Raw genomic sequence first — 19157 nt, forward strand, 5'->3', positions numbered from 1 at the left:
GAGCGAAGTGAGCGTGGGGGCTTGTTCATGTCAGGCTGCCAGTAGTTGCCGGCGTGTGAGAGGTCGGGTGAACAGCCCCGCCAGATCGCCGGCCTGCTCGAAACCCTGGATCGGCGTGAACACCAGCTCGATCGACCATTTGGTCGTGAAGCCTTCCGACTCCAAGGGGTTGGCCAGGCCCAGGCCGCAGACGACGATGTCGGGGCGCAGCGCGCGGCAGCGGTCCAGCTGCTTCTCGACATCCTGGCCCTCGGACAGGGCCGTGCCGGCCGGCAGCCAAGCCAGCTCCTCGGCCAGATGTTGACGGTGCAGATAGGGCGTGCCGACCTCGCTCAGCTGCATGCCCAGCTCGCGCGCCAGGAAACGCGCCAGCGGCACTTCCAGCTGCGAGTCGGGGAAGAAGAAGACGTGCTTGCCGGCCAGCAGGGCACGGTGCGCGGCCAGCGCCAGCTCGGCACGCTGGCGGGCCGGGGCGATGGCTTGTTCGACGCGCTCGGCGCTCAGGCCCATGGCCGCGCCGGCCGCCTGCATCCAGGCGGCGCTGCCCTCGGCGCCCAGCGGGAAGGGCGCCGGTACGCGGCGGGCCCCGCGGTCCTCCAGCGCCCGGGCGCTGTCCGCCAGAAAGGGCTGGGCCAGCAGGAAGCGGGTCTGCGGGCCAATGGCGGGCAGGGCGGTCGAGCGGCGCGAGGGGAAGAAGGCAAAACGCTGGATGCCCATCGCGGTGAACAGGCGGGCGAACTGATCCTCGACCACATCGGCCAGCGCGCCGACGATCAGCAGCTCGGGCTCATGCGGCTGGATGGAGATGGGCAGCACCGGCACCAGCGCCGCCAGGCAGGCGTCCTCGCCCTGGGTGAAGGTGGTCTCGATGCCGCTGCCCGAGTAATTCAGCACCCGCACCTGGGGCATGAAGCGCTCGCTGAGGCGGCCGGCGGCGCGCGACAGGTCCAGCTTGATGACCTCGGACGGGCAGGAGCCGACCAGGAACAGCAATCGGATATCCGGCCGGCGCTCCAGCAGGCGCTGGACCACCCGGTCCAGCTCGTCCTGCGCATCGGCCAGTCCGGCGAGGTCGCGCTCGTCGAGGATGGCGGTCGCGAAGCGTGGCTCGGCGAAGATCATCACGCCGGCGGCCGACTGGATCAGATGCGCGCAGGTGCGCGAACCGACCACCAGGAAGAAGGCGTCCTGCATCTTGCGGTGCAGCCAGATGATGCCGGTCAGGCCGCAGAAGACCTCGCGCTGGCCACGCTCCAGCAGCACCGGGGCGTCGCTGCAGCCCTGGTCCAGCTGGATCGGAATGACGGCGCTCATGTCGCCGCTCCGGCCGCCAGGCTGGCCGCTTGGTCGAGTCGCGCCATGCGCAGCTTCCAGATGAACTGGGCGGCATTGATCACATAGGCGGTGTAGGCGGCCAGGGCCAGCCACATCTGCTGCTGGCTGCCGAGCGAGCCGGAAAACCAGGCCAGCACATAGGCGGTGTGCAGTGCCAGCACCAACATGCTGAACATGTCCTCCCAGTAGAAGGCCGGCGCGAACAGCCAGCGGTCGAACACCACCTTCTCCCAGATGCAGCCGGTCACCATGATGGTGTAGAGCGTCAGCGTCTTGACCAGCACCGAGAGTGCGGCGGCCTGCTCGCCCTGGCCCGTCATCAGGAAGCGGACCACCAGGACCAGGCTGACCAGGAAGACCAGGAACTGCAGCGGCGCCAGCAGGCCCTGGACCAGGGTCCAGACGCTGGCATCGCGGCGCTCGCGCTCCTGCGGTGTGTACAGCGCGGCACGTACAGCGGGTGAAGCGGCTTGATTCAGCATGGAGCCGAATCTAGGCCTGCCCCCAGCATCTGTCAATTAGAATTGACGTAAACAAAACTAGACATTTTTCTGCCAATGGGGAAAATCAGCTTGACGCCGACCGCGACGGCACCGAAAGTCGGACGCGCTGCAGATGTCAATGCGAACTGACTGCGGCGCCGAGGCATAACGACAAAGAGCGACAAAGAGTTCAGGACGAGACAAAACGGTTAGCAGTAGCGATCACTGACGCTGCCCAGCGCCGAGAGCCGAGGCCAGTCTTCCCCGGTTGCTCAGAGTGAGCCTTGCTGCCAATCCACCCACGAGGAGATACGTGGTGGCTGGATGGACACACAATCGACTGGCCAAGCGCCAGCAAGCACCGCTGCCCGGGGCAGACGGTTCCCGCAGCGGCAGTGCAACGGGCGATGAATCGCTGCACCGACCCGATCCGCCGACGCTGGCCGAGCTGCTGGCGCGCAAGAGCGCCGAGCTGGTCGGCCAGCCGCGGCAGCTGAGCTTTGACGAGGAGCGGCCGCGGCTGAGCTCGCCGCATCTGGTGGCCAGCAACACGGGGCAGGACATGCAGCTCTCGCGCATCGTCGAGCTGGAGATCATCCCGCGCCTGATGCTGATGCACAGCACCCAGCCGCTGCAGAACCGCCCACCCTTGCCGGCCATGGTGCTGACCGTGGACCATGTGCACACCCTGGCCCATCTGTCGGCCGAGGGTGAATCGGACAGCGCCGGCAGCTATGTGCGGGCCCTGCTGGACGCCGGTGCCTCGCAGGAGCAAGTGTTTCTCGACCTGCTGGCGCCCTGCGCACGCTGGCTGGGCCAGATGTGGGACGACGACCGCTACGATTTTTCGCAGGTGACGATTGCCTTGTGGCGCTTGCAGCGGGTGCTGCACGAGCAGGGCAGCCGCTTCAACCAGGTCGTGCAGCCCGACGCCGACAGCCATCGCGCCCTGCTGGCCGCCGTGCCGGGCGCGCAACATACCTTTGGTGTGATCATGGCGGCCGAGTTCTTCAGCCGGGCCGGCTGGGACGTCGAATGTGAACCCAAGGCCAGCTGGCCGGACCTGCAAGCCCGTCTGAATGGCGGCTGGTTCGATATGTTCGGACTGTCAATCGCAACTGGCGACAGCATCGCCCATGTAGCGTCTGCTATCCTTGACATGCGAGAAGCGTCGGCCAACCCGCTGATTTTTGTGATGGTCGGGGGGCCGATGGCGGCGGAACTGCCGAATCTGGCGGCGCTTTGCGGCGCCGACGCGATGGCTTGCGAGGCTGGCAGCGCGGTGGCAACCGCCAACTGTGGTGTCGGCAGGCGCGTCAAGCAAGCTTGACGTCAAGTGGACGCATTATCCTTCTCGTTCACCCCAGTCTTCACCCGTCCCGGCAGCAGTTGATGCCGCCTCTTGCAACTCAGGGAGCTCGATGCAGAACCTTGGCACATCGGCCGATCAGCTGTTTGAAGCTCCCGAGCTGTACTTCTCCGACCTGAATGCCGACGTCCTGGCTGCGGCGGTGTCCGCTGCGGCCGATCTGGCCCTGGTGCTGGACAACCAAGGTGTGATCCGCGACATCTCGCTGGGCACTAGCCATACCAAGGAGCTGGGCGAGCTGCGCCAATGGGTCGGGCGGCGCTGGGTCGAGACGGTCACGGTCGAGAACCGCGCCAAGATCAGCGCGATGCTGGCCGCGGCGGCCGGCGGCGCCGGCCCGGAGCTGCAGGGCCAGCGGCCCGAGCGCCAGGTCAACCATCCGCTCGCCGGCGGGCTGGATCTGCCGGTCAGCTACAGCCTGGTGCCCATGGGCGTGCAGGGCCGCATGCTGGCGCTGGGCCGCGATCTGCGCGAGGTCGCCGCCGTCCAGCAGCGCCTGATCGACGCGCAGCAGTCGATGGAGCGCGACTATCTGCGCCTGCGCCACACCGAGGCCCGCTACCGCCTGCTGTTCGAGGCGGTCGACGAGGCGGTGCTGGTGCTCGACGCCGGCTCGCTGGTGGTGTTCGAACACAATGCCGCGGCGGCCCGCCTGCTGGGTGATTCGAGCAAGCGCATCGTCGGCCGCGCCTTCACCGAGCTGCTGGCGGTCGAGAGCCAGGCCGAGTCCTATGCCAAGTTCTCGCAGGCCCGCAGCGCCGGCCGCAGCGACGAGATGACGGTGCGCCTGGCCCATGGCCATGTGGAGCTGAAGCTGGCCGCCACCTTGTTCAAGCAGGACAGCACCAGCTCGCTGCTGGTGCGCCTGTCGCCGCTGCACGCCGGCCCGACGGCGGCCGGCCGCGCGCCCGAGGCCCCCTCGCTGCTGAGCGTGGTCAATGCGATGCCCGATGCCTTTGTGCTGACCGATATGCAGGGCCGCATCCTGAGCGCCAACCAGGCCTTCAGCGACATGCTGCAGCTGGCGGTGGGCGAGTCGGTGCAGGGCCAGTCGCTGGACCGCTGGCTGGGCCGCTCCTCGGTGGATCTGAATGTGCTGATCGGCAATCTGCGCCAGCACGGCGTGCTGCGCCTGTTCCCGACCACCTTGCGCAGCGGCTATGGCGAGCCCGGCGCGGTCGAGATCTCGGCGGTGGCGGTGCCCGACGGTCCGCAGGCCTGCCTGGGCTTCTCGATTCGCGATGTGGCGCGGCGCCTGCCGGCCGAGGGCCGCTCGAACCGCCAGCTGCCGCGCTCGGCCGATCAGCTGACCGGCCTGGTGGGCCGCTTGCCGCTGAAGGACATCGTCGGCGAGACCACCGACCTGATCGAGCGCCTGTGCATCGAGGCGGCGCTGGAGCTGACGCGCGACAACCGCGCCTCGGCCGCCGAGATGCTGGGTCTTTCGCGGCAAAGCCTGTATGTCAAGCTGCGTCGCTACGGCATCCAGGACATGGGCGGCGGGCCGAACGGCGACTGAGTCTCTGCGTGGCATTTTGCCGTGACGCATGAGAGTGTAAATTAAACTTGACAACCCGCTGCGTCAGCCCAGAATAGGGCTATGCAGCGCCCCGCACTGTCCGCAGTCACCGAACTGCTCAAGCCCATCACCTGGTTCCCGCCGATGTGGGCTTTTGCCTGCGGGGTCGTGGCCTCGGGCATGCCGGCCGAAGGGCGCTGGCCGCTGATCATTGCCGGGGTGCTGCTGGCCGGCCCCTTTGTCTGCGCCACCAGCCAGGCGGTCAATGACTGGTTCGACCGCCATGTCGATGCGATCAACGAGCCGCAGCGGCCCATCCCCTCGGGCCGCATGCCGGGCCGCTGGGGCCTCTATATCGCGCTGATCTGGACCCTCTTGTCCGTGCTGCTGGCCTGGCAGCTCGGCCAGGCGGCCTTTCTGGCGGCCTTGTTCGGCCTCGCGCTGGCCTGGGCCTATAGCGCGCCGCCGCTGCGGCTCAAGCGCAATGGCTGGTGGGGCAATGCCGCCTGCGGCCTGTGCTACGAGGGTCTGGCCTGGATCACCGGCGCGGCCGTGATGGCGATGGGCGAGTGGCCCGGTGCCCGCTCGCTGGCGCTGGCCCTGCTGTACAGCGCCGGGGCCCACGGCATCATGACCTTGAATGATTTCAAGTCCATCAAGGGCGACCGCCAGATGGGCATCGCCTCGCTGCCGGTGATCCTCGGCGCCTCGGGCGCGGCCTATGTGGCCTGCATCGTGATGGCGACGCCGCAGGTCATCGTGGCCCTGCTGCTGTGGCATTGGGGGCAGGGCTGGCATGGCCTCACGGTGGCCGGCCTGTTGGTGGTGCAACTGCTGATGATGCGGCGCTTCGTGGCCCAGCCGGTGGAGCGCGCCGTCTGGTATAGCGGGGCCGGCGTGCCGCTGTTCGTCTCGGGCATGCTGGTCAGCGCCTTTGCGCTGCGAGGGGCGCTGGCATGAGCCCCCGCCCGGCCGCTCCGAAGGGGGCTCGCACCGCAGTGCCCAGCACGGAGGTTACCCAATGAGCGCATGCAACTTCGGCTGGCTCGGGGTGTTCCGCCTGGGCCTGGTGCAGGCCAGCCTCGGCGCCATCGTCGTGCTGACCACCTCGACCTTGAACCGCGTGATGGTGGTCGAGCTGGCGCTGCCGGCGCTGCTGCCGGGCCTGTTGCTGGCCCTGCATTACTTCGTGCAGATCAGCCGGCCGCGCATGGGCCATGGCTCCGACCTGGGCCAGCGCCGCACGCCCTGGATCATCGGTGGCATGTTCACCTTGGGCTTTGGCGGCTGGCTGGCCGCGCTGGCCACCGTCTGGATGGGCAGCAGCCCGGCCGCCGGCATCGCGTTGGCCCTCGTGGCCTACAGCCTGATCGGCCTGGGTGTCGCGGCCAGCGGCACCTCGCTGCTGGTGCTGCTGGCCACGCGCGTCGCGCCAGAGCGCCGCGCGGCGGCGGCCACCACGGTCTGGATCATGATGATTGCCGGCTTTGTCGTGACCGCTGGCGTGGCCGGCAGCCTGCTCGACCCCTATTCGTCGACGCGCCTGCTGTGGGTGGCCGGCGGCGTGGCGCTGGCGGCGCTGGGCCTGACGACGCTGGCCCTGCTCGGGCTTGAAGGCGCGAGACAAGACCTGACCCCGGCTGCCGAACGTCCGGCGCCGGCGGACTTCAAGGCGGCGCTGTCCGAGGCCTGGACCGAGCCGCGCGCGCGCCGCTTCACGATCTTCGTCTTCGTGTCGATGCTGGCCTTCAGCATGCAGGACCTGGTGCTGGAGCCCTTCGCCGGCCTGGTGTTCGGCCTCAGCCCCGGTGCGACGACGCGGCTCTCGGGCCTGCAGCACGGCGGCGCGCTGATCGGCATGCTGCTGGCAGCCGCGGCCGGCAGCCGCTGGGCCGGGCGGCAATGGGGCACGCTGCGGGGCTGGACGGTCTGGGGCTGTGTCGCCTCGGCGCTGGCCCTGGGCGGCCTGGTCTGCGCCGGCCTGGTGGGCCCGGCCTGGCCGCTGCGCGCCAATGTCTTTGTACTGGGCCTGAGCACCGGCGCTTTTTCAATCGCCGCGATCGCTTCGATGATGGGCCTGGCCGGTGGCGCCGGTGGCGCCGGCCGCGAGGGCGTTCGCATGGGCTTGTGGGGCGCGGCCCAGGCCATGGCCTTTGCGCTGGGCGGCGTGCTGGGCAGCGCCCTCAGCGACATGATGCGCTGGTTGTTGACGGACGCCGGCCTGGCCTATGCGCTGGTCTTCTTTGTCGATGCGGCGCTGTTCGTCTGGGCCGCGCGCCTGGCGAGCCGGGTCGAGCCGGCGCGGGGGCCGCGCCCTGCGGTCTTCCTCGCTCAGCTGGAAAGGGCGCCATGATGAACAAGCCGATGTCTGTGGACTACGACGTGGTGGTGGTCGGTGGCGGACCGGCCGGCGCCACCGCTGCCGATGACCTGGCAGTCCAAGGCTTGCGCGTGCTGCTGCTGGACCGCGCCGGCCGCATCAAGCCCTGCGGCGGTGCGATCCCGCCGCGGCTGATCCAGGACTTCGCCATCCCGAGCGAGATGCTGGTGGCTCGCGCTACTGCCGCGCGGATGATCTCGCCGCAGGCGGCCAAGGTGGACATTCCCATCGAGGGCGGCTTTGTCGGCATGGTCGACCGCGAGCACTTCGACGAGTGGCTGCGCGAGCGGGCCAGAGCCCATGGCGCCGAGCGGCGCGAGGGCACGTTCGAGCGACTGAGCCGCGACGCCGACGAGATCAGCGTCGTGCACTACTGCCGCGAGGACGGCAGCGCCCAGCGCGTGCGCAGCCGCGCCGTGATCGGCGCCGATGGCGCCCGCTCCAAGGTCGCCAGCCAGGCCATCCCCGGCGCCGACCAGGGCCGCTTCGTGTTCGCCTATCACGAGATCGTCGCGCTGCCCGAGGCGCTGCCGGCCGATTACCTCGGCAGCCGCTGCGAGGTGCATTACTGCGGCGCGCTCTCGCCCGATTTCTATGGCTGGGTGTTCCCGCATGGCGCCAGCGTCAGCATAGGCACCGGCAGCGCCGACAAGGGCTTCTCGCTGCGCGGCGGCGTCAAGCAGCTGCGCGCCAGCGCCGGCCTGGCCCAGGCCCGCACCTTGCGCCGCGAGGGTGCGCCGATCCCGATGAAGCCGCTGCCGCGCTGGGACAACGGCCGCGATGTGGTGCTGGCCGGCGATGCGGCCGGCGTCGTCGCGCCCGCCTCGGGCGAGGGCATCTATTACGCGATGCTGGGCGGCCGGCTGGCCGCCGAGGCGGTGCAGGCGCTGCTGCAGACCGGCGATGTGCGCTCGCTGAAGCTGGCCCGCAAGCGCTTCATGCGCGAGCACGGCCGGGTGTTCTGGATCCTCTCGATGATGCAGCGCTTCTGGTACAGCAGCGACAAGCGCCGCGAGCGCTTTGTCAGCATCTGTCGCGACCGCGATGTGCAGCAGCTGACCTTCGATGCCTATATGCACAAGCGCCTGGTGCGCGCCAGGCCGATGGCCCATGTGCGCATCTTCTTCAAGGACATGGCCCATCTGCTCGGGCTGGCGCGGGTCTGATGGCCATGCTGCCGGCCTCCCTCGACGAAGCGGCGCTGCTGCACCTGGTCGATCTGGTGCTGCTCGTCAGCCTGCTCGAGCTGGCCTGGCTGCTGCTGCGCCGGCCGGCGGCGATCCGTGGCCTGCTGCCCAATCTGCTGGCCGGGCTGAGCCTGACGCTGGCGCTGCGCCTGTCGCTGGGTGGTGCCGGCCTGGCCTGGGTCGCGCCCTGTCTGATCGCCGCCGGTGTGGCCCATCTGCTCGATCTGCGGGCCCGCCGCGCTGAACAAATCCCCACACCCACCCACGCCCCCGGGCCAGGAAGGCAGTCATCATGAGCACAGCTCGCCGCTTATTCATCATCCAACTGATCCCGGTCGCCGGCGGGGGGCTGTTCGCGGGCCGCGCCTGGTCCCAGGCCATGGTCGACGAGAAGGATCCCCAGGCCACCGCGCTGGGCTATGTGGCCGATGCCGCCAAGGTCGACAAGGCCAAATACCCGAAGTTCGCCGCCGGCCAGGCCTGCGCCAGCTGCGCGCTGTTCCAGGCCAAGGCCGGCGCGGCCGCCGGGCCTTGCCCGCTGTTCCCGGCCAAGCAGGTGGCCGCCAAAGGCTGGTGCAGCGCTTATGCCAAGAAACCCTGATCTCGGCAGCCCGGCATGAGGCTGCTGCCGCCCGACCTGCCCGAGCGTGCCGCGCTGTCGCTGGAGGTGCATGCGCGCCCCTCGGAGCCGCTGGCCGCGCCCGGCCGCGCCAGCTATCTGGCGGTGCTGGTCGATGCGGACGAGCGTGAGCGTGAGTTGGCGCATCTGGCGCGGCTGTGCCGCAGCCACGGCCAGCCCGCGCCGGCCGCCGATGCGGTGCACTGGAGCGGCACTGTCGGCGGCCTGCGCCTGAAGTGGGAGCGCCACGGCGAGTTCTCCAGCTACACGGTGCTGGCGGCGGCCGCCGCTGCGGCACCACCTTTTGGCGAGCCGGCGGCGGCCCAGCTGCAGCCCGGCTGGCTGGCCGGCGTGCCGGGGCTGACCGTCTATGCCGGCCATGCCGAGCTGCTGAGCGCCGCGCCGACGTCGGCCGCCCTGCAGCAGGACTTCTTCGCCGGCCATGCGGTGGTCGGCAGCGAGGTCGGCGATGGCGCGGGCCTGGCCTATTCCGACTTCCTGATCCATGCCGACGGCTTTGGCCGCCAGGTGCTGGTGGACCAGGGCTTCACGCCGCTGATGGCCGGGCGCATGCTGCAGCGCCTGTTCGAGATCGAGGCCTACCGGATGATGGCCTTGCTGGCCTTTCCGGTGGCGCGCCGCCTGGCGCCGCGCATCCTCGCGATCGAGCGCGCGCTGGCCGGGCTGACCGATGACATCGCCAGCGACGGCGGTCGTGACGAGACCCTGCTGCAGGAGCTGACCCGGCTGGCCGCCGAGGTCGAGAGCGGCCTGTCCGCCAGCCAGTTCCGTTTCGGCGCCTGCCGGGCCTATGCGGAGCTGGTGCGCACCCGCATTGCCGAGCTGCGCGAGCGCCGGCTCAGCGGCCTGCAGACCGTCGATGAATTCATGTCGCGCCGCTTCACGCCGGCGGTCGCGACCTGCGCCACCGTGTCGCAGCGCATGCACGATCTGTCCGAGCGCGTCGCCCAGGCCAGCCATCTGCTGTCGACCCGCGTCGACATCGCCCGCGAGCATCAGAACCATGCGTTGCTGGCCTCGATGGACCGGCGCGCCAAACTGCAGCTGCGCCTGCAGCAGACGGTCGAGGGCCTGTCGATCGCCGCCATCGTCTACTACATGGCCGGCGTGGCCGGCTATCTGGCCAAGGGCGGGCGCTCGCTGGGCGTGCCGCTCGATGTCGATCTCTTCGTGGGTCTCAGCGTGCCGCTGCTGGCCTTGCTGGCGTTCGGCGCCGTGCGGCGGGCGCGTCGGCGTGCGCGTGAAAACGAGGCCATCTGAAACTTCATGAGCACCCCATTCCCTTTTTCCGCGATCGTCGCGCAGGACGAGATGAAGCTGGCCATTCTGATCGCGGCGGTCGAGCCGGCCATCGGCGGCCTGCTGGTGCTCGGTGATCGGGGCACCGGCAAGTCCACCGCGGTGCGCGGCCTGGCGGCCCTGCTGCCGAAGATGCGGGCGGTGCAGGGCTGCCGCTATCACTGCGATCCGACCTCATCCTCGCTGTGCGAGGACTGCGCGCGGCTGAAGACCGGCGCGCGCCTCAAGACCGAGGAGCTGCCGGTGCCGGTGGTCGACCTGCCGCTGGGCGCCAGCGAGGACCGGGTGCTGGGCGCACTGGATCTGGAGCGGGCGCTGTCGCAGGGCATCAAGGTCTTCGAGCCGGGCCTGCTGGCGCGCGCGCATCGCGGCTTTCTCTATATCGACGAGGTCAATCTGCTGGAGGACCATCTGGTCGATCTGCTGATCGATGTGGCCGCCTCGGGCGAGAACGTGATCGAGCGCGAGGGCCTGAGCGTGCGCCACCCGGCGCGCTTCGTGCTGGTGGGCAGCGGCAATCCGGAAGAGGGCGAGCTGCGGCCGCAACTGCTGGACCGCTTCGGCCTGTCGGTCGAGGTGAAGACGCCGACCAAGATCGCGCAGCGGGTCGAGGTGGTGCGCCGCCGCGATGCCTTCGAGCGCGACCCGGCCGGCTTTGCCGCGCTATGGGCCAAGCAGGACGTCAAAGTGCGGCGGCAGATCCTGCAGGCCCGCGAGCGTCTGCCCGAGGTCCTCGTCGGCGATGCCGTCCTCTACCGGGCCTCCGAGCTCTGCGTGGCCGTCAACAGTGACGGCCTGCGCGGCGAGCTGACGCTGATGCGCGCGGCGCGTGCGCTGGCGGCGCTGCAGGCCGCGCCCGAGGTCACGCCAGAACACCTGCGCCAGATCGCGGTGCCCGCGCTGCGCCACCGGCTGCGCCGCAATCCGCTGGACGACACCGGTTCCAGCGAGCGCATCGAACGAGCGGTAGCCGAGCTGTGGAACTGACCGAGCTGGATGCGGGCCGGCAGGCCATCTGCCTGCTGGCCGTCGACCCGCAAGGCCTGGGCGGCCTGTGCCTGCGCGGCCCGGCCGGTCCGGCCCGTGATGCGCTGCTCGGCAGCCTGCGCCGCTTGCTGCCGCCCGAAGCGCCGTGGCGCCGCCTGCCGCTGCAGATCGATGACGAGCGCCTGCTCGGCGGCCTGGACCTGGGCCTGAGCCTGGCGGCCGGGCGGCCGGTGGCGCAGGCCGGTTTGCTGGCCGAGGCCGCTGGCGGCGTGCTGCTGCTGGCGATGGCCGAGCGCTGTGATGCGGGCCTGGCGGCCAAGCTCGTGTCGGCGCTGGAGCAGCAGGGCGGGCCGCGCTTTTGCGTCGTGGCGCTAGACGAAGGCCAGTCGGCCGAGGAGCAAGTGCCGGCCGGCCTGCTGGAGCGGCTGGCGCTGATCGCCAGCCCGGCTGCGCCGGCGCTGGGCGCGGTCTTCGGATCGCCTGCCGAGTGTCAGGTCTTGCTGCCTTTCGATCTCGCAGCGGCGCGGCGGCGGCTGGCCCATATCGCTTACGACGAAGCCACCGTCCAGGCGCTGTGCGGCACCGCCGCCGCGCTGGGCCTGGTGTCGCTGCGCCCGCCCTGGCAGGCCTGGCGCGCGGCCTGCGCGGCGGCGGCCATCGCAGGGCGGGACGAAGTGAGCCAGGCCGATGCCGAGCTGGCCGCCCGGCTGGTGCTGGCGCCACGCGCGCGGGCCTTGCCACAGTCGCAGGCTGAGCCTGAGGCCGAATCCGAATCGACGCCGAAGTCCGGGGCCTCGGCACCGCCGGAGCCCAGTCCGGCCGATCCCGATCCCGAGGCCGCCGACGCCTCGCCGCCCGACCCCAGCGACGGCGAGCAGCAGGCTCAGGCTGCCCTGCAGGAGCAGCTGATCGCCGCCACCCGGGCCGCGATCCCGGCCGGCCTGCTGGCCAGCCTGGCCGGTGCGCCATCGCGCAGCATTGCAGCGGCGGCCGGCCGGCGTGGCGCCGCCGCTCGCCCGGCGCAGAGCGGCCGGCCGCTGGCGCCGCGCCGGGGCAGTCTTCGCGCGGGCAGCCGGCTCGATCTGCTGGCCACGATGCGGGCGGCCATCCCCTGGCAGCGGCTGCGCTTGATGGAGCGTGAGCAGCGGGGGCTGGGCGCCTCGCCGGCTCGCTTGCTGCTGCGCCGCGATGACTTCCACATCAAGCGCTATCGCCGCCCGAACGAGACGACGACGGTCTTTGTCGTCGATGCCTCGGGCTCGCAGGCGCTGAACCGGCTGGCCGAGGCCAAGGGCGCGGTCGAGCTGCTGCTGGCCGATTGCTATGTGCGGCGCGACCGGGTCGCGCTGATCGCCTTTCGCGGCGAGGGCGCCGAGGTCCTGCTGGCGCCGACGCGCTCGCTGGTCCGCGCGCGTCGCTCGCTCTCCGGTCTGCCGGGCGGCGGTGGCACGCCGCTGGCCGCCGGCATCGAGGCCGCCTGGCTGCTGGGCAGCAGCCTGCAATCCCGCGAGGGCGGCCAGGCGCTGCTGGTATTCCTGACCGATGCCCGCGCCAACATCGCCCGCGACGGCAGCCCCGGCCGAGCCCTGGCCATGCAAGACGCACTGAGCGCCGCCCAGCGCCTGCGCGCCTCGGGCCTCGCCAGCGTGCTGATCGACACCTCGCCGCGACCGCAGCCCGCCGCAATGGCGCTGGCCCAGGCCATGGCTGCGCGCTATGTGCCGCTGCCGCAGGGGCAGGCGAAGGATGTGCATGCGGCGGTGACTGGGGTGCGGTGAGGGCGCGGTGGACTGCGTTGGGTCGGTTGGCGATGATGGCTCAGTCGACTGGCTACGGCCAGTAGCGGCCCACCAGCCTGTCCCTCTCCACGACTGCTTGGCATTGCGACCAACAGCCCCACGCTGCGTTGCGCCCCGATAATCGGCGACAGGGGGGAAATGGTCAGATGAGCCTAGATACAGACGATGCAATGGTCACGCTCTATGTGGGCCTCACGGACTTGCCACTTGGCGACCGGCACATAGATCTTGGGGACGGGATATTCCTTCGTGGCGCTGACGCCACCTTCATTTCGTCGCTACTTCTCGTCAATACTGATGAGCACTCGAAGCAATCGAAGGCTGGGCCGTTGGGTAGTGATGGGCTACCCCCTTTGCCACGGCCGGCATTCTGGCAACTAGGTGGCAAGACAACCCGCATCTCTGCGGAGCTCGCCATCCCTAGTACGGTCCACCAGTCGCTTTCCCAGCAGTACGCACTCGCGCGGTTCTTGGGGTCGCTGCTCCGGCTCTGGACCAATCCGGGTATTCGCATGCATGCAATGTCGGAGCATCCGTTCACGGACCTGATCCGCTTGGATGGAAGCGGGCCGCGCGTCATTCCGTTGGAGTCGTTCAAGCAGCACTCACGGCTTGGTCTCATTGAGACGTCGTCAATGCTTGAAAGCGTTACCTGGGTGCAGGCGAACTGGAGAGCTGCGCACAAGCTCTACTCGTCCAGCACTGAGTTTCGGCTTGCGGCGGACGCGCTGGACGCCGCGCATTTCATCGAGAACGAGGCTCTCGCGCTGGTGTCGCTATGGGCCGCGATGGAGGCGCTTTTCTCGCCGTCGACGACTGAGCTGAAGTTCCGTGTGTCAGCACTAATCGCCAGTTTTCTGGAGGAGCCCGGAGAGGCGAGACGCTCCCGGCAGAAAGCCATTGGACACTTGTACGACAAGCGATCGGCGGCCGCTCACGGCAAGCCCAAGCATCAAAGCGAGGATCTGGTCTCGACTTTCGAGCTACTGCGGCGTGTCTTGATCAAGATGATTCACTCGCGAGCTGTTCCCTCGAAGGACGAACTTGATGCACGCTTGTTCGGTTGCTAGGCGTAAGTCACCTTGGGCTTGCTGAATCCGTGGCTTGCGCAACGCGCACCATAAGTCCGGTCAGGCTGGCTGATCGCTCATTGTGGAGAGCCGCCCGACCGGTCAAGGCTGTCCATAGGCGGGCAGAGTTGTAGCGCGGTCCCGGGTCGCATCGCGCAGGCCTAGCAATAGCGCATTGACCACCTCCGGCGCCTCCTCATGCGCCAAATGCCCCAGCCCCGTCAGCGGATGAAAGCTCGCCCCTGGCAGCCACCTCGCCAGCTCCAGCGACTGCACCGGCGCCACCGTGCGGTCAGCCAGTCCGGCTGCGAGCCATAGAGGCGTGCGCAGCTCGGGCAGGCGGGCCTGCAAGTCTTCCAGCCGCCAGCTGGCCAGCATGTCGAGCACGCCGCGCACATGGGCGGGCTGGGCCAGTAATTCGCGGTAGTGCTGCACGCCGGCCTCGTCCAGGCGTGAGCCGGTGGAGGCGATCAGGTTCTTCAGCGCGCGGGGTTGGCCGGCGTGGCGAGTCACCCAGGCAGGTAGCCAGTCACCGCTGCGGGCCGCGAGCTTGGCGACGGCCGGGGCCACCACGCCCATCAGGCCCGGCAGCGGCTGCAGCGCGCCGTTGATGGCCAGCAGCCCGCGCGCCTGCGGCAGCAGGCCGTCCAGGCACATCTGCACCATCACCGCCGCGCCGGCCGAATGGCCGGCCACCAACTCGGGCTGCCAATCGAGCGCGGCCAGCAGCTCGCCCAGGGCCTGGGCCATGCGGGCCGGGCTGGCCTGGCCGTCGGCAAAGCCTTCGCTGCCGCCATGGCCCGGCAGGTCGGGAATCAGCAGGGAAAAGTGCTCGGCCAGCCCGGGCAGGCAGGGCGCCCAGGACTGCAGCGAGGAGCCCGTGCCATGCAGCAAGAGCAGGCGTGGCAGCCCTGCCTGGCTGCCGGCGCGCTGCACGCGCCAGCGCAGCGCGCCGGCTTGCAGTTGCAGCAGCAGCAGCAGCAGCTCTGAGGGCAGGGGGCTGTCAGTTTTCATGGCAATGCCTATTGTCAACTAAACTAGACACGTCTAGGATCAAGCCATGTTGACGCCCGGCCTTCCGCCCAGCTCGCCCAGCTCCGCCGCCCTGCCGGGGGCAGCGCCCCATGCCCGTGCTGATGCGCGTCCTGATGCGGGTCCCGATGCGCGTCCTCAGGCCCTGGTCATCGGCAGCGGCTTCGGCGGCCTGGCTGCTGCCGTGCGGCTGGGCGCGCGCGGCTACCGGGTGACGGTACTCGAAAAGCTCGACGCCCCCGGCGGCCGCGCGTATGTGCACCGGCAGGACGGTTTCACCTTCGACGCCGGCCCGACCGTGATCACCGCGCCCTTCCTGTTCGAGGAGCTGTGGGCACTGTGCGGCCGGCCCCTGGCCGACGATGTGGACCTGCGCCCGGTGGCGCCGTTCTACCGGGTGCGCTTCGATGACGGCACGGTGTTCGACTACAGCGGCGATGCGCAGGCGATGCGCGCCGAGGTGGCCCGGCTCGCGCCCGAGGATGTGGCCGGCTACGAGCGCTTTCTCCAAGCCAGCGAGGCGATCTACAAGGTCGGCTTCGAGCAGCTGGGCCATGTCTCCTTCGACAGCTGGACCGCGATGGCCAAGGTGCTGCCCGATCTGCTGAAGCTGGAGGGCTACCGCACGGTCTGGGGCCTGGCTTGCAAGCATGTGAAGAACGAGAAGCTGCGTGTGGTGCTGACCTTCCAGTCCCTGCTGGTCGGCGGCAACCCCTTCTCGACCACCTCGGTCTACTGCCTGATCGCTTTTCTGGAGCGGCGCTTCGGCGTGCATTTCGCGATGGGCGGCACCGGGGTGCTGGTGCGTGGCCTGGTCGGGCTGATCGAGGGGCAGGGCGGGCAGGTGCTGTGCGGCCAGGGCGTGGAGGAAATCCTCGTGGAGCGGGGCGCGGCCTGCGGGGTGCGGCTGGCCTCGGGCCGGCAACTGGCGGCCGATGTGGTGGTGTCCAACGCCGATTCGGCCTGGACCTACAAGCATCTGCTGCCAAAGCGCTACCGTCATCGCTGGACCGACCGCCGCATCGACAAAGCCCGCTACTCGATGAGCCTCTTCGTCTGGTATTTCGGCACCAAGCGCCAGTACCCGGATGTGGCCCACCACACGATCTCGCTGGGCCCGCGCTACCGGGGCCTGCTCGACGACATCTTCACGCACAAGCACCTGGCCGACGATTTCAGCCTCTATCTGCACCGGCCCACCGCCACCGACGCGAGCCTCGCGCCGCCGGGCTGCGACACCTTTTATGTGCTGGCGCCGGTGCCGCATCTGGAGGCCGGCGTCGATTGGCGCGAGCGCGCCGAGCCCTACCGCGCGGCGATTGCCAAACGCCTGTCCGAGACCCTGCTGCCCGGGCTGGAGCAGGCTGTGGTCAGCTCGCTGATGCTGACGCCGCAGGACTTCCAGGACCGGCTGAGCTCCTACAAGGGCGCGGCCTTTGCGCTGGAGCCGGTGCTGACGCAAAGCGCCTGGTTCCGCCCGCACAACCGCAGCGAGGAGGTCGAGCGCCTCTACCTGGTCGGGGCAGGCACCCATCCGGGCGCCGGTCTGCCGGGCGTGCTGTCCTCGGCCAAGGTGCTGGACGCCATCGTGCCCCACGGTCGCGATCTGGGCCGCAACCGCCATCCCCTGGCCGAGCAAGGAATCCCCAGCCATGTCAGCAACGCATCACCGGCCTGATCAAACCCTCCCGCCGCTGCTGGACGCCGATCTGGCGGCCTGCCGCGCCAGCCTGGCCGCCAACTCCAGGACCTTCCATGCGGCCTCGCTGTTGCTGCCGCCGGCGGTGCGCGCGCCGGCGACCGTGCTCTATGGTTTTTGCCGTCTGGCCGACGACACGGTCGATGTCGAGGGCGGCCGCCGCCTGGCGATCACGCAGCTGCGCCGCCGCCTGGACCGGGTGTTCGAGGGCCGGCCTCAGGCCGTGGCGGCCGACCGGGCGCTGGCCGCTGTGGTCGCGCGTTATGCGATCCCGCGCGCCTTGCTGGACCTGCTGATCGAGGGCCTGTCCTGGGATGTCGAGGGCCGCAGCTACGAGACGCTGGATGAGCTGCAGGACTATGCGGCCCGCGTGGCCGGCACGGTGGGCGCGATGATGAGCCTCTTGATGGGCGTGCGCGAGGCGCCGGCGCTGGCGCGGGCCTGCGATCTGGGCGTGGCGATGCAGCTCTCCAATATCGCCCGCGATGTCGGCGAGGACGCCCGCATGGGCCGGCTCTACCTGCCGCGCCAGTGGCTGCGCGAGGCGGGCATAGCCCCCGAGGCCTGGCTGGCCGCGCCGCGCTTCGAGCCGGCGCTGGCCGGCGTGATGCAGCGCCTGCTGGCCAGTGCCGATGAGCTCTACGCCCGCGCGGCCTCGGGGGTGGCCAGCCTGCCGATGGCCTGCCGGCCGGGCATCAATGCGGCGCGCCTGCTTTATGCCGAGATCGGCCGCGAGGTGACGCGGGCCGGCGGCGATTCGGTCAGCCGCCGGGCGGTGGTGTCGGGCCGGCGCAAGAGCGGCCTGCTGCTGCGCGCGGGGCTGAGCCTGTGGCCCGGCCGCGCGCTGTTAGAGGCGCCGCCGCTGCCCGCCAACCGGCCCTTGCTGGCCGCCGTGGCGGCCACGGAGGCGCCGCCGCAGACCGCTGGCAAGGTCGATTTCGTGATCGATCTGTTCGAGCGTCTGGAGCGTCGGGAGCGCCAGACCCACTTCGGACGCAGCGCAGCATGAGCGTGCTCGCGCTGGGGCTCAACCACGGCAGCGCGCCGCTGGATCTGCGCGGGCGCTTCGCGATCCCCCTGGAGGCGCTGGGCCGCAGCGTGCAGGGCCTGCGCAGCCACCTGGCCCGGGCCCAGCCCGAGGTGGCCATCCTCTCCACCTGCAACCGCACCGAGCTGTATGTGGGCCTGCCGTCCTCCGCCTGCCCGCGCCATGCGCTGGAGCTGGCCGAGCCGGCGATCGAATGGCTGGCCGCCCAGGGGCGCACCAGCGCCGAGAGCCTGCGCAGCCACAGCTACTTCCTGCAAGGCGAGGCGGCCGCGCGCCACGCCTTCCGCGTGGCCTCGGGGCTGGACTCGATGGTGCTGGGCGAGCCGCAGATCCTCGGTCAGATGAAGGCGGCGGTGCGCGAGGCCGACAGCGCCGGCGCTTTAGGCGCCACGCTGCACCAGCTGTTCCAGCGCAGCTTCGCGGTGGCCAAGGAGGTGCGCAGCAGCACCGAGATCGGCGCGCATGCGGTCAGCATGGCGGCGGCAGCCGTGCAGCTGGCGCTGCAGCTGTTCGAGGATCTGCACGACACCCGGGTGCTCTTTGTCGGCGCCGGCGAGATGATAGAGCTGGTGGCCACCCATGTGGCCGCGCACCGGCCGCGCAGCATCACGGTGGCCAACCGCAGCCTGGAGCGGGGTCAGGTCTTGTCGGCCCGGCTGGGCGCGGCCTCGCTGCCGCTGGCCGAGCTGGGCCAGCGCCTTCACGAGTTCGACGTCGTGATCAGCTGCACCGCCAGCAGCCTGCCGCTGATCGGCCTGGGCGCGGTCGAGCGGGCGCTGAAGGCGCGCAAGCGTCGGCCGGTGCTGATGCTGGACTTGGCCGTGCCGCGTGATATCGAGCCCGAGGTGGCGGCGCTGGACGATGTCTATCTCTACACGGTCGATGACCTGGCCCGGCTGGTGCAGGGCAATGGCGAGCGGCGCCAGGCGGCGGTGCAGCAGGCCGAGGCCATCGTCAGCGCCGGGGTCACGAGTTTTGCCCAGTGGCTGGAGCAGCGCGCCAGCGTGCCGCTGATCCAGGCCCTGCAGCGCCAGACCGAGGATTGGCGCCAGGCCGAGCTGGCCAAGGCGCGCCGCGCGCTGGCCCGGGGCCAGGATGTCGAGGCGGTGATGGAGGCCCTGTCCGGCGCGCTGACGCGCAAGATGCTGCATGGCGCGCTCAGCGAGCTGCACGGCAGCGCCGGCGAGGCGCACCGGCGCTGGATGGACTCGGTGCAGCGCCTGTTCCTGCGCGACAGCGCATGAGCGCCGCGCAGGGCCGCCCCGAGCAAGCTCGCTCCCGCTCGGCGGGACAGGCCGCAGGCCGAAGGGT

General features: G+C 70.2%; 17 protein-coding genes. 14 read left to right on the forward strand and 3 right to left on the reverse strand.

What is annotated here, in order from left to right; translation table 11 throughout:
* Positions 1 to 30 precede the first annotated feature (30 nt).
* Positions 31 to 1314, reverse strand: a complete 1284-nt coding sequence (locus tag O5M90_RS01180) for a ferredoxin:protochlorophyllide reductase (ATP-dependent) subunit N (protein WP_269841742.1) — start codon at positions 1312 to 1314, stop codon at positions 31 to 33.
* Complete coding sequence (gene bchF, locus O5M90_RS01185; RefSeq protein WP_269841741.1) at positions 1311 to 1817, reverse strand: 2-vinyl bacteriochlorophyllide hydratase; 507 nt, start codon at positions 1815 to 1817, stop codon at positions 1311 to 1313. The genes O5M90_RS01180 and bchF overlap by 4 nt, the downstream gene beginning before the upstream one ends.
* A gap of 316 nt (positions 1818 to 2133) precedes the next feature.
* On the opposite strand from bchF, the gene O5M90_RS01190 reads away from it, so the two are divergent.
* The 11 genes from O5M90_RS01190 (at position 2134) to O5M90_RS01240 (ending at position 14067) form a co-directional block, all read left to right on the forward strand.
* Positions 2134 to 3147, forward strand: a complete 1014-nt coding sequence (locus O5M90_RS01190) for a cobalamin B12-binding domain-containing protein (protein ID WP_137940775.1) — start codon at positions 2134 to 2136, stop codon at positions 3145 to 3147.
* Between the two features lie 91 nt (positions 3148 to 3238).
* Positions 3239 to 4705, forward strand: a complete 1467-nt coding sequence (gene ppsR / locus O5M90_RS01195; RefSeq protein ID WP_269841740.1) for a transcriptional regulator PpsR — start codon at positions 3239 to 3241, stop codon at positions 4703 to 4705.
* An 81-nt stretch (positions 4706 to 4786) separates the two neighbouring features.
* The gene (gene chlG / locus O5M90_RS01200; RefSeq protein ID WP_269841739.1) at positions 4787 to 5665 is read left to right on the forward strand and encodes a chlorophyll synthase ChlG; all 879 of its coding nucleotides are present in this window, start codon (positions 4787 to 4789) and stop codon (positions 5663 to 5665) included.
* Between the two features lie 61 nt (positions 5666 to 5726).
* The gene (locus O5M90_RS01205; RefSeq protein ID WP_269841738.1) at positions 5727 to 7058 is read left to right on the forward strand and encodes a BCD family MFS transporter; all 1332 of its coding nucleotides are present in this window, start codon (positions 5727 to 5729) and stop codon (positions 7056 to 7058) included.
* Entirely contained in the window at positions 7058 to 8251 is a 1194-nt protein-coding gene (locus tag O5M90_RS01210) for a geranylgeranyl diphosphate reductase (protein WP_269841737.1), read from the forward strand. Before O5M90_RS01205 ends, O5M90_RS01210 begins: the two co-directional genes overlap by 1 nt.
* A 5-nt stretch (positions 8252 to 8256) precedes the next feature.
* Positions 8257 to 8568 (forward strand): hypothetical protein, encoded by a 312-nt coding sequence (locus O5M90_RS01215; protein ID WP_269841736.1) that lies wholly within the window; start codon positions 8257 to 8259, stop codon positions 8566 to 8568.
* A complete protein-coding gene (locus tag O5M90_RS01220) occupies positions 8565 to 8873 on the forward strand; it encodes a high-potential iron-sulfur protein (RefSeq protein ID WP_269841735.1) in 309 nt (102 codons plus the stop codon). The genes O5M90_RS01215 and O5M90_RS01220 overlap by 4 nt, the downstream gene beginning before the upstream one ends.
* 15 nt (positions 8874 to 8888) lie before the next feature.
* Positions 8889 to 10172: a DUF3422 family protein gene (locus O5M90_RS01225; protein ID WP_440401781.1), complete on the forward strand. Its 1284-nt coding sequence runs from the start codon at positions 8889 to 8891 to the stop codon at positions 10170 to 10172.
* Between the two features lie 6 nt (positions 10173 to 10178).
* The gene (gene bchI, locus O5M90_RS01230; protein WP_269841732.1) at positions 10179 to 11198 is read left to right on the forward strand and encodes a magnesium chelatase ATPase subunit I; all 1020 of its coding nucleotides are present in this window, start codon (positions 10179 to 10181) and stop codon (positions 11196 to 11198) included.
* Positions 11189 to 12976: a magnesium chelatase subunit D gene (locus O5M90_RS01235; RefSeq protein WP_269841731.1), complete on the forward strand. Its 1788-nt coding sequence runs from the start codon at positions 11189 to 11191 to the stop codon at positions 12974 to 12976. Before bchI ends, O5M90_RS01235 begins: the two co-directional genes overlap by 10 nt.
* Before the next feature lie 191 nt (positions 12977 to 13167).
* Positions 13168 to 14067 carry a HEPN domain-containing protein gene (locus O5M90_RS01240; RefSeq protein WP_269841730.1) on the forward strand — a complete coding sequence of 300 codons (900 nt, stop codon included), beginning with the start codon at positions 13168 to 13170 and terminating at the stop codon, positions 14065 to 14067.
* A 102-nt stretch (positions 14068 to 14169) separates the two neighbouring features.
* Here the strand turns inward: O5M90_RS01240 and bchO are convergent, their stop codons facing one another.
* On the reverse strand, positions 14170 to 15081 hold the full coding sequence (bchO, locus tag O5M90_RS01245; protein ID WP_269841729.1) for an alpha/beta fold hydrolase BchO: 912 nt from the start codon (positions 15079 to 15081) through the stop codon (positions 14170 to 14172).
* Between the two features lie 46 nt (positions 15082 to 15127).
* Here bchO and O5M90_RS01250 point away from each other — a divergent pair, with 46 nt between their 5' ends.
* The 3 genes from O5M90_RS01250 to hemA are packed head-to-tail and all read left to right on the forward strand — an operon-like array spanning position 15128 to position 19090.
* Entirely contained in the window at positions 15128 to 16777 is a 1650-nt protein-coding gene (locus tag O5M90_RS01250; protein ID WP_269841728.1) for a phytoene desaturase, read from the forward strand.
* Complete coding sequence (locus tag O5M90_RS01255; RefSeq protein WP_269841727.1) at positions 16752 to 17807, forward strand: phytoene/squalene synthase family protein; 1056 nt, start codon at positions 16752 to 16754, stop codon at positions 17805 to 17807. The genes O5M90_RS01250 and O5M90_RS01255 overlap by 26 nt, the downstream gene beginning before the upstream one ends.
* Positions 17804 to 19090, forward strand: coding sequence for a glutamyl-tRNA reductase (gene hemA, locus O5M90_RS01260; RefSeq protein WP_269841726.1), 1287 nt, complete (start codon positions 17804 to 17806; stop codon positions 19088 to 19090). The genes O5M90_RS01255 and hemA overlap by 4 nt, the downstream gene beginning before the upstream one ends.
* The last annotated feature ends 67 nt before the right edge of the window (positions 19091 to 19157 follow it).

Source organism: Paucibacter sp. M5-1, assembly GCF_027498415.2.
Taxonomy (GTDB): Bacteria; Pseudomonadota; Gammaproteobacteria; order Burkholderiales; family Burkholderiaceae_C; genus Roseateles_E.